Origin of the sequence: uncultured Actinomyces sp. (assembly GCF_963526355.1) — a bacterium.
Taxonomy (GTDB): Bacteria; Actinomycetota; Actinomycetes; order Actinomycetales; family Actinomycetaceae; genus Actinomyces.
The window spans coordinates 77,152-87,020 of record NZ_CAUROW010000005.1 but is presented as its reverse complement, the minus strand read 5'-3'; the positions used below and the strand labels follow the sequence as shown (position 1 = coordinate 87,020).

The 9,869-nt window shown below is 64.1% G+C and carries 8 protein-coding genes and 3 tRNA genes; 1 reads left to right on the top strand and 10 read right to left on the bottom strand.

Features of this window, described 5'->3' with window-relative positions:
• Nucleotides 1–92: 92 nt before the first annotated feature.
• From RWR81_RS02930 to RWR81_RS02900, 7 genes are all read right to left on the bottom strand, one after another.
• Nucleotides 93–165, bottom strand: a tRNA-Glu gene (locus tag RWR81_RS02930).
• A 40-nt stretch (nt 166–205) separates the two neighbouring features.
• Nucleotides 206–278: transfer RNA gene (locus RWR81_RS02925), tRNA-Glu, on the bottom strand.
• Between the two features lie 28 nt (nt 279–306).
• Nucleotides 307–378: transfer RNA gene (locus tag RWR81_RS02920), tRNA-Gln, on the bottom strand.
• A 157-nt stretch (nt 379–535) separates the two neighbouring features.
• Nucleotides 536–2,152, bottom strand: a complete 1,617-nt coding sequence (gltX, locus tag RWR81_RS02915) for a glutamate--tRNA ligase (RefSeq protein ID WP_314454123.1) — start codon at nt 2,150–2,152, stop codon at nt 536–538.
• 156 nt (nt 2,153–2,308) lie between these two features.
• Nucleotides 2,309–3,151, bottom strand: coding sequence for a peptidase inhibitor family I36 protein (locus RWR81_RS02910; RefSeq protein WP_314454120.1), 843 nt, complete (start codon nt 3,149–3,151; stop codon nt 2,309–2,311).
• Nucleotides 3,152–3,204: 53 nt separating this feature from the next.
• Nucleotides 3,205–4,059, bottom strand: a complete 855-nt coding sequence (locus RWR81_RS02905) for a peptidase inhibitor family I36 protein (protein WP_314454117.1) — start codon at nt 4,057–4,059, stop codon at nt 3,205–3,207.
• Between the two features lie 227 nt (nt 4,060–4,286).
• The gene (locus RWR81_RS02900; protein ID WP_314454114.1) at nt 4,287–4,481 is read right to left on the bottom strand and encodes a hypothetical protein; all 195 of its coding nucleotides are present in this window, start codon (nt 4,479–4,481) and stop codon (nt 4,287–4,289) included.
• Nucleotides 4,482–4,579: 98 nt separating this feature from the next.
• Here RWR81_RS02900 and RWR81_RS02895 point away from each other — a divergent pair, with 98 nt between their 5' ends.
• Nucleotides 4,580–5,803 (top strand): aminotransferase class I/II-fold pyridoxal phosphate-dependent enzyme, encoded by a 1,224-nt coding sequence (locus RWR81_RS02895; RefSeq protein WP_314454112.1) that lies wholly within the window; start codon nt 4,580–4,582, stop codon nt 5,801–5,803.
• A 31-nt stretch (nt 5,804–5,834) separates the two neighbouring features.
• On the opposite strand, the gene RWR81_RS02890 is transcribed toward RWR81_RS02895, so the two are convergent.
• From RWR81_RS02890 to RWR81_RS02880, 3 genes are all read right to left on the bottom strand, one after another.
• Nucleotides 5,835–6,659: a fumarylacetoacetate hydrolase family protein gene (locus RWR81_RS02890; protein ID WP_314454110.1), complete on the bottom strand. Its 825-nt coding sequence runs from the start codon at nt 6,657–6,659 to the stop codon at nt 5,835–5,837.
• Between the two features lie 25 nt (nt 6,660–6,684).
• On the bottom strand, nt 6,685–8,259 hold the full coding sequence (locus RWR81_RS02885; RefSeq protein ID WP_314454107.1) for an alanine/glycine:cation symporter family protein: 1,575 nt from the start codon (nt 8,257–8,259) through the stop codon (nt 6,685–6,687).
• 187 nt (nt 8,260–8,446) lie between these two features.
• A complete protein-coding gene (locus RWR81_RS02880; RefSeq protein ID WP_399497899.1) occupies nt 8,447–9,835 on the bottom strand; it encodes an alanine/glycine:cation symporter family protein in 1,389 nt (462 codons plus the stop codon).
• Between the last annotated feature and the right edge of the window lie 34 nt (nt 9,836–9,869).

Here is a 9,869-nt window from a genome sequence, read left to right as displayed (position 1 = left end):
CGGCGCCGCCGCCGTGAGAGGGCGGTGTCCTAGGCCACTAAACGATGGGGGCAATGATTGTCCGACGACCGCGAACGGCCACCGAACCCTCGTACCCCCAGCCGGATTCGAACCGGCGCCGCCGCCGTGAGAGGGCGGTGTCCTAGGCCACTAAACGATGGGGGCAATGATTGTCCGACGACCGCGAACGGCCACCGAACCCTCGTACCCCCAGCCGGATTCGAACCGGCGCCGCCGCCGTGAGAGGGCGGTGTCCTAGGCCACTAAACGATGGGGGCAATAGATCAGCAGATAATAGCAGATCCGCTGGGGTACCAGGACTCGAACCTAGAATAACTGAACCAGAATCAGTCGTGTTGCCAATTACACCATACCCCAAAGGGCTTCACCTCGGACGCCATACGGCCGAAGCAGCGGGCAGTAATCTACACGCCCGCCCCAGCCCTTCCAAATCGTCAAGGCGTGACTACAGACACACACCACCCCGGATGGGCGCCTGCGGTCTCGCACGCGGGATGAACCCGAGAGTCACGAGTCACCCAAGCTGATTCCTCAGGGCCCGGAGCCTGGCAAGGGTCGAGTCGGCCCCCAGGATCTCCATGGACTCGAACAAGGGCGGGGAGACCTGTCGCCCGGTGACTGCGACACGCAGAGGGCCATAGGCGAGACGCGGCTTGATCCCTTCTCCGTCTGGCATTGCTCGCCCCTCGACGATCGCGCTCCTCAACACCTCTTCCAAATGGCTCTTATTCCACTGCTCGGCGCCGAGCCCCTCCAAGGCATGAATACCGGCATCCAAGACATCGACCGCCGAATCCTTGAGTCTGGCTCCAGCCCTGTCATCGATGCCGAGATCGTCATCGGACACGAAGAGGAAGGCAAGCATGTCACGACACTCGCGCAGCAACTGGATCCGGGTCTGGATAAGGGGCGCAGCCGCATCAAGGATCCTCTGCTCCCGCCCCGAGAGCCTGTCGAAGGAGGCCGCCGAGACCAGCGGCCGCTGTGCGGTCTCACCGGTCGGGTCGGGGTAGACATCGGCGAGGTAGGGCACCAGCCGGTCCCGAAAGTCGGCCCCTTCCAGCGCCCGCACCTGCTCGGCGTTGATGGCCTCACACTTCTTGGGGTCGAAGCGGGCCGGGTTGGGGTTGACGTCGTGGACGTCGAAGGCCTCGATCATCTCTGCGGCGGAGAAGACGTCACGGTCGGCGCTCAGCGACCAGCCCAGCAGAGCCAGATAGTTGAGAAGACCCTCGGGGATCATGCCGCGGTAACGGTGGATGAGGAGGTTGGACTGGGGGTCACGCTTGGACAGCTTCCGGTTGCCCTCACCCATGACGTAGGGCAGGTGGCCGAACTCGGGCATCACCCGGGCCCGACCGATGTCCATAAGAGCACGGTAGAGCACCACCTGACGCGGTGTGGAGGACAACAGGTCCTCACCGCGCAGCACATGGGTGATGCCCATGGCAGCGTCATCGACGGGATTGACCAGCGTGTAGAGAGGCTCCCCGCCCGCGCGCACGACGACGTAGTCCGGCACGCTGCCCGCCTTGAAGGTGATGGGACCGCGAACCAGGTCGGTGAAGGTGATGTCCTCATCCGGCATCCGCATCCGCAGGACGGGCAGACGTCCCTCGGCCCGGAAGGACTCCCTCTGCTCCTGGGTCAAGTTGCGGTCGAAGCCGTCATAACCGAGCTTGGGGTCCTCACCACGCTCACGGTGACGGGCCTCGATCTCCTCAGGGGTGGAGAAGGACTCGTACAGGTAGCCCGCCTCCAGCAGCTCGGCGGCCACCTGCTTGTACAGGTCCATGCGCTGGGACTGACGGTAGGGCTCATGAGGACCGCCCTTGCCCACGCCCTCGTCCCAGTCCAGCCCCAGCCAGGTCAGGGAGTCCAGGATGTCGTCGAAGGATTCCTCGGAGTCGCGAGCGGCGTCAGTGTCCTCGATCCGGAAGACGAAGGTGCCACCGGTATGACGGGCGTATGCCCAGTTGAACAGACAGGTGCGCACCATACCCACGTGAGGGGTTCCCGTGGGTGAGGGACAGAAACGTACGCGCACGGACGATGAGCCCTGCTCCGGGACGCCGGACGCAGCTGCGGGCTCAGGACGGAAGACGGATGAGTGATCACTGAGTTCAGGCATGATGAAGTCAGGATAACCCCCTGAGGCAATAGGGAGCAGGGTCGGGAGCCTCCCATGGGGAGTCCCCCGGCCCTGCCACGCCATACAGATCATCCGAGACGCACCCGGTTCATCGGAGGCACACCCAGTGGCGTCCGGCGATGACGTGCCGCCCGGTCAGTACTCGTCTCCGGGATGCTGCATCGAGATATGCACGTGGTCCATGTGGTTGTCAGTGGGTGTGGCACGCTTCTTCATCAGCCTCCACCCCTCACTGGACCTGGCGATGTTGTAGATCTTCTGATGGTGAATGACGTAGAGCACCTCAAGCGACCCGGCGTTGGCCTTCGCCCACTCCGACACCTTCTGACGCTCCGAGTCAGGTCCCCAGCAATCGAGTGCGTTGCCCGTGGAGTGATCCGATTTGCTGTCCGCCGTCTTATAAGTGTTGCACTGGATCTCCGGGAACTCCTGAGAGATCTTGTCCTTGAGCCACTGCGCACGAGGCGTGTAGCCGCCGTTGGCACCCATCGCACCGGGGTAGGGATTCGTCAGGTCCCCCGATGCCGGTGGCTCCTGGGTACCGCCTGAGGAGCCGGTGTCGCCGATGAGGTGGGAGGCGTTCTGGTTCTTCAGCTCGGCGCTGAGGTTGGCCGACTCACCCGCAGGGATGGTCTGACTGGCCCCCTGGTAGTTGGAGTTGTAGTAAACCGTCACCGGCTTGTCACTGCGGTTGGCGACCGAGGCCGCCTGGTTCTTCATGCACTCACCCGCACCCTTGCCCGAGCCCTTGAACTCGTAGCACTTCGGCTGCGACTCCCCATAGCTTCCGACCGACGAGGAGAAGTCGGACACCGCCCCCTGCTGATTGCTGTTGTAGTAGAAGCAGACCTCACCCGAGTCACAGGCACCGTCACGCTCCGCCGCACCAGCATCCGACGCCGGCACCGCAAACACCCCCACAGCCAGAACCAACACGGAGACCCCCGTGGAAAAACGCCGAGTAAGCTGGCCAGACATCATATGTTTCCTTTCTTGGATGTCCATGAATATCGTCATTCACTTGAGAACCGTCAGCCAGGCAGGCCCGTCACTCCCTTTGAACGCAGGAAGTTGAAGGGGTGGACGTATTTGTCGTCGACCTTCACCTCGAAATGGAGGTGAGTTCCCGAGGAGTTGCCCTGGTTCCCAATGGGGAACAGGTCCTGTCCTGCCTGGACCTGTACCCCGGGCTTGATGTCCTTCGGAAGGTCACGGGCATAGAAGTGCGCGTAGCCCATCTCGACACCGCCACCACAGTCAATCCTCAAGAAGTTCGACGAGCCTTTTACACCATGAGCATTGTCATCGGCATACTTCGGGTGGATATCGACACTCTTAACCGTTCCCGTGCAGGCGGACTTGGCAGTGCGAAACCCGACGGTGTCAATACCCGGGTGGTACCCCCCACCGGAGTACCTCGGGTAACCGGCAGTGATCCGCGCGTCGGAGGGTACGGGGCTGGCCCACTGTTCAGACACCGGGGCAGGTGAGCCGCCTGAGGAGCCGGTGTCGCCGATGAGGTGGGAGGCGTTCTGGTTCTTCAGCTCGGCGCTGAGGTTGGCCGACTCACCCGCAGGGATGGTCTGACTGGCCCCCTGGTAGTTGGAGTTGTAGTAAACCGTCACCGGCTTGTCACTGCGGTTGGCGACCGAGGCCGCCTGGTTCTTCATGCACTCACCCGCACCCTTGCCCGAGCCCTTGAACTCGTAGCACTTCGGCTGCGACTCCCCATAGCTTCCGACCGACGAGGAGAAGTCGGACACCGCCCCCTGCTGATTGCTGTTGTAGTAGAAGCAGACCTCACCCGAGTCACAGGCACCGTCACGCTCCGCCGCACCAGCATCCGACGCCGGCACCGCAAACACCCCCACAGCCAGAACCAACACGGAGACCCCCGTGGAAAAACGCCGACCCGACAAAGAACTCATAGAAAATTCTTCCCTTCCTTAGTTGGAACAAATAGACGATCGTATACTGTCACCGGATCCGACACCGCACACCGGCACCATGCATAACCTTGCGCAAGAGCTGTTCTCGACAAGGCAACTCACAGGCGACCTGGGTGCCATCCCATCCTGCCACTTTCGTCGACATGTCGCTACCGTTCGGTCGATCAATAATCGACTGACATCCATCTCCGCACCCACCACACCACCCCGAGCAGCGGGCAGCCACCACCGAGTCCGCCGGCGGTTCCCCCGATGGCCAGGACGGAAAGAGCGACGACAAGAAGGGCGGATCCGGCGACCACAAGACCGCCGTCCCCGGCGACAAGAACGGCAAGTAGGGGCTCAGGCAGGTCGCCCAAGGACACCTGATAGCCCCGTCGACTCTCCTCAAGTTGATACGCACTCGCACGCATCTGCCTGGGTGGGGGCCTTAGGGAACGCTCCTAGAATCCCATCCATGGTTGTCTCCTTTTCCGACAGTTCGGGCTCCATCGTCCAGATCTTCGACTCCCTAACCCCGCAGCAGATGCGTGAACGCGGGTCACTGAAGTGGTCGCAGTACCCCGGCGACGTCATCGGAGCCTGGGTCGCTGAGATGGATCTGGGGACCGCCCCCGCAGTTGAGGAAGCGATTCACCGGGCGGTGCACACAGGCCTTCTGGGATACATGCCGCCCTCGGTCTCTCGGGAAGTGCGTGAGGAGACGGCTCGCTACCAGCGGGAGACCTTCGGTTGGCAGGTGGAGGCCGAGCAGGTGAGCCTCCTGCCGGATGTGCTCTCGTCACTGAGCGTGATCATCGCCGTCCACACCCGCGAGGGCTCGCCGATCATCGTCCCCACCCCGGCCTACATGCCTTTCCTCGAGATTCCTGGTCGCAATGGTCGCGACTGCGTCGAGGTCCCCTCCGTGTACGGGACACAGGACGGTTCACCTCGCTGGATGCTGGATCTCGACGGCGTCGAGTCCGCCATGGCCGCAGGGGCCGGGCTGTTCGTCCTGTGCAATCCTTGGAACCCGGTGGGGCGGGTGCTCACTACCGCCGAGCTCGACGCCGTCGCAGCGCTGTCCTCGGTTTACGGGGTGCCGGTCTTCGCCGATGAGATCCACGCACCTCTGGTACTCGACGAGCACCTGTCCCACGTTTCCTACGCCTCTCGTCCGGGCGCTGACCCGGATCTGACGTTCACGGCGACGGCCGCCTCCAAGGGGTGGAACATTCCGGGACTGAAGTGCGCCCAACTCATCGCCTCGGGTCGTGCCCGTACTCGGTGGGACGCCGATGCGCGCAGTGCCCACCTCCAGGCTGAGGCCTCCGTCATCGGGGCCATGGCCACGATCGCAGCCCTGCGCGAGGGGCAGGAGTGGCTGAGCGAGGTTCGCACCTATATCCGCGCCAACCGGGAACTGGTGGGCGATGTTCTGGCCGGCGTGGAGGGCATAGACGTAACGCTCCCAGAGGCGACCTACCTGGCCTGGCTGGACTGCCGAGGTCTGGGGCTGGAGAGACCGGCTCACTTGTTCCGCAAGGAGGCCGGAGTCGCGATGAACGAGGGAGTGACCTTCGGAGCCGCCTGGTCAGGGTTCTGCCGCCTCAACCTGGCGACGGGACGGAACATCGAGGAGGAGACCGTTCGCCGTATAGGTTGCACGGCCCGTCGTCTATCCCGGGCGACGCCCTGATCCCGAACATGCCGAGGCCGACGTCGTCGGCTCAGCGACGTACCACCGGGTTGGAGAAGGAGCCGATGCCCGCGACCTCGACCTCGACGCGCTGTCCAGCCCGGATCTCACCGACTCCCGCCGGTGTGCCGGTGAGGATGACGTCACCGGGAAGGAGTGTGAAGATCGTTGAGATATAGGAGACCAGTTCCGGGACTGTGCGGATCATGTCGCCGGTACAGCCCTCCTGGACGAGGCGGCCGTCGAGTCGAGCACGGACTACCGCATCATCAGGCGAGAAGACAGGGATGCGGCCGGGCTCAGGAACCTCGATCCACGGGCCCAGGGGGCAGGAGGTATCGAAGGCCTTGGCCCGCACCCACTGCGGCTCGGCGCGCTGTCGGTCGCGGGCCGAGACGTCGTTGGCGACCGTGTAGCCCAGAATGACATCGTCGGCGTGGTCAGCAGGGATGTCCTTGGCAAGGGTCTTGATGACGACGGCCAGCTCGGCCTCGTAATGGACCTCGTCGCTCCACGACGGCAGGACGATCGGAGCATCCGGGCCGATGACGGAGGTATTGGGCTTGAGGAAGACGATCGGCTCGCGCGAGGGCTCGCACCCTCCCATTTCGGCGATGTGGTCCGGGTAGTTCTTCCCGATCCCTACCACCTTGGAGCGAGGGATGACCGGGGACAGGAGCCGGGCCTCGCGCAGCTCGACGACCTCTCCGGTGGCCTCGGGCAGGGAGTAGAGGGGGTCTCCCTTAAGGACCAGGAGGTGCCCCTCGGAGTCGCCCGATGCGACCTCGCCGTCGGGCAACCCTTGAACGACGCCGTAGCGGGGCTCGTCACCGGTGGAGAATCGTGCGATCTTCATGGGCGCCAGCCTAACGCGGTCCGGATCAGCTGCCCGACGCATCCTCCAGTGCAGCGCGACGCTCCATAACGGCAGCGTGTGCGGGACCGTCGGCGGCCCAGATCCCTCCGGGGAGCTCGCCGGGCAAGTAGGGGTTGTCGGTGGCGACGAACCGGATCTCCTCCTTCTCGCCGGCCTGGACGGCTCGGCGCTGAGCCTCCCAGTCGCGCAGGGCGCCGAGGGCCCAGCCCCCTAGCAGGAGGATGGAGACCATGTTGATGACGGTCATCGCACCCATGACCAGGTCAGAGAGGTTCCATACGAAGGTGAGGGTGGACAAGGACCCGACGGCCGTGGCCACGATGATCATGGCCCGCAGGGCATAGTGCTTGTGCTGCTTGCCCTGAAGGAAGTCCATGTTGACCTGGGCATAGGTGTAGTTGCCCAGAAGGGAGGAGTAGGCGAAGACGAAGATGATGATAGCCATGAGGTACTGCGCCCAACCGCCGAGCACATAGCTGACGGAGGCCGAGGTCAGGGTATTGGCGGCAGCATTCGCGGTTTCCGGGTCGGCTTGAGCGGCCACCGGGTCGTAGACCCCGGAGAGCAGGACGATGAGGGCAGTGACGGTGCACACCACGATCGTGTCGACGAAGACGCCCAGGGACTGAACGAATCCCTGCTGCACGGGGTGAGAGACGGTGGCTGTGGCCGCAATGTTGGGAACCGATCCCTCACCGGCCTCGTTGGAGAACAGGCCCCGCTTGACTCCGTTGAGCGCTGCAGCGAACAGCCCGCCGGCGGTTCCGGCAAAGGCCTGGTCGAGTCCGAAGGCACCCTCGAAGATGGAAATGATGGCGCCTGGGATCGCGCTGGCGTGCAGCACCAGGATGGCCAAGGCGATCAGGGCGTAGACCACCGTCATGATCGGCACGAGCCACTCAGAGATGGCAGCAACAGACTTGATGCCCTTGAAGATGATCGGCGTGGTGATGACGACCAGGCCGATAGCGGTCAGCCAGGGCTCGACGTGGAAGGTGCTCTTCATGGTAGCCGCGATGGTGTTGGCCTGGGTGGCCTCATAGGCGAAGCCGAAGACAAAGGTGATGACCACCGCGAACACCCGGGCAGCGGGCTTGGATCCCAGGCCACGCTGGATGTAGTAGGCCGGGCCTCCGCGGAAGGAGCCGTCGGGGTGCGTGACCTTGTACAGCTGGGCGAGGGTGGCCTCAATGAAGCCGGTGGCCATGCCCACCAGCGCAACGATCCACATCCAGAACACGGCGCCGGGACCACCCATGGTGATGGCGATGGCCACACCCACGATGTTGCCGGTGCCGACTCGGGACGCCAACCCGACAGCAAAGGCTTGGAAGGAGGAGATCCCGCCCTCGTTACCACCGCGGGAGGAGGTGATGGCCCGCACCATATGGGGGAACAGACGCAGCTGCACCGCTCCGGTACGCAAGGTGAAGTAGAGACCGCCCAGAATGAGCAGCCAGGCGAGCAGGTAGAGGAACAAGTAGCCGGAGGCCTTGTCCAGGATATCCGCACCAGCGGTGAAAAAGGACTCGAGCGAGCCGGTCCAGCCGTCGTCTCCGCTGGAAGCGGCGCTGTTCATGGGAGCCGGAACCGGATGCACGTGAGAACCTCCATAGGGGTGGGATGAGGACGCAGGCCTGGCAGACGATGTGCGGTCAGGGCAGGGATACGTACGAGCACCTCGCCCGTCCCGCCTCGAAGTGGGGCGACGCACCGTATTCTCGAAGGCTACTGACAGAGTGTTTCGATTCGGTGACGACACCGATCTACTGGCTGATTGGATTCTCCCAGGCTCCTGGGGGAAGAGCAGCGGGTAGATAGGCGGAGTCTCCGTAGAAGGACGGCCGGTCGCCATCCGGCGTCGGATCGCGCCGGAGAGCTTCCCAGTCCTGTAGCGCCCCGGCAATCCACCGGCTCAGAGCCACGAGCGCGACGAGGTTGATGATGGCGCCAGCTCCCAGGAGCACGTCCGCCAGGGTCCACACGGTGGTCAGCTGCTGCACACTTCCCACTCCGGCGCAAATGACAGCGCCGATCTGGAGCGCACGTGAGACCCAGGGGCGGTCGGAGAGGTAGTCCAGGCAGACCTGGGCATAGGAGAATGCCCCAATGATAGTGGTGTAGGCCAAGACGACAACGAGCAGGGCCATGGGCCAGCGGCTCCACTCCCCCACCAGGTGAGCGATGGCATCCTGGGTCAGGGTTCCCGCAGCCCCCTTGGCAGTCCTTCCGGGCTGGAAGACGTCTACGCCGGCGACCAGGATCGCCAGTGCTGTTGCGGTGCACACGAACAGGGTGTCCACCACAACTCCGAAGGCCTGGATGAATCCCTGCTGGACCGGGTGCCTCACAGTGGCTGAGCCCGCGGCACAGGCGGCCCCGCCCAGCCCCGCCTCGTTGGAGAAAAGGCCACGACGCACACCATTGAGCAGCGCTGCGGTCACTCCCCCGGCAAGCCCCCCCAGGCCCTGGCGCAGGCCGAAGGCTCCTTCGATGATGGATCGCAGCGCATCCCAGGCCTGGACGGGGTGGGTGACGAGGATGGCCAGGACTAGAACCAGGTAGGCCAGTGCCATGAGCGGGGCCAGGTACTCGGCCACTCGCGCCATGGCGCGCAGACCCCCCAGGAGAACCGGCGCAGTCAACGCTACGACGAGTACGGCTCCCAGACTCGGCGACAGTCCGCCGGCCCCCTGGAGGGAGGCGGTGATGGCGTTGGCCTGCACCATGGGCATGACCAGGCCGTTGGCAATGAGGAAGACGACGGCGAATACTGAGCCCAGGATCGGTAGTCGCAGTCCGCGGGAGATGTAGTAGGCGGGGCCACCTCGGAAGGAGCCATCCGGGCGACGTACCTTGAACAACTGGGCAAGCGTCGCTTCACTGAAGGCGGTGGCAGTTCCGAGAATCGCGACGAGCCACATCCACAGGACAGCTCCGGGGCCACCCATGATGAGCGCCAGGGCCACCCCGACGATGTTGCCGGTTCCCACTCGACAGGCCAGTCCGACGGCGAAAGCCTGGAAGGAAGTTATCCCACCGTGGCGTCCATCGCGGGAGCCTGCCACCGAGACGGCGATAGCACCGGTATGCCGCAGTTGAACACCCCGAGTCCTGATGGTGAAGAAGATGCCGGCTCCGACCAGGACCCACATGAGCACCCAGGAGTAGAGCAGATCGGAGGTGGAG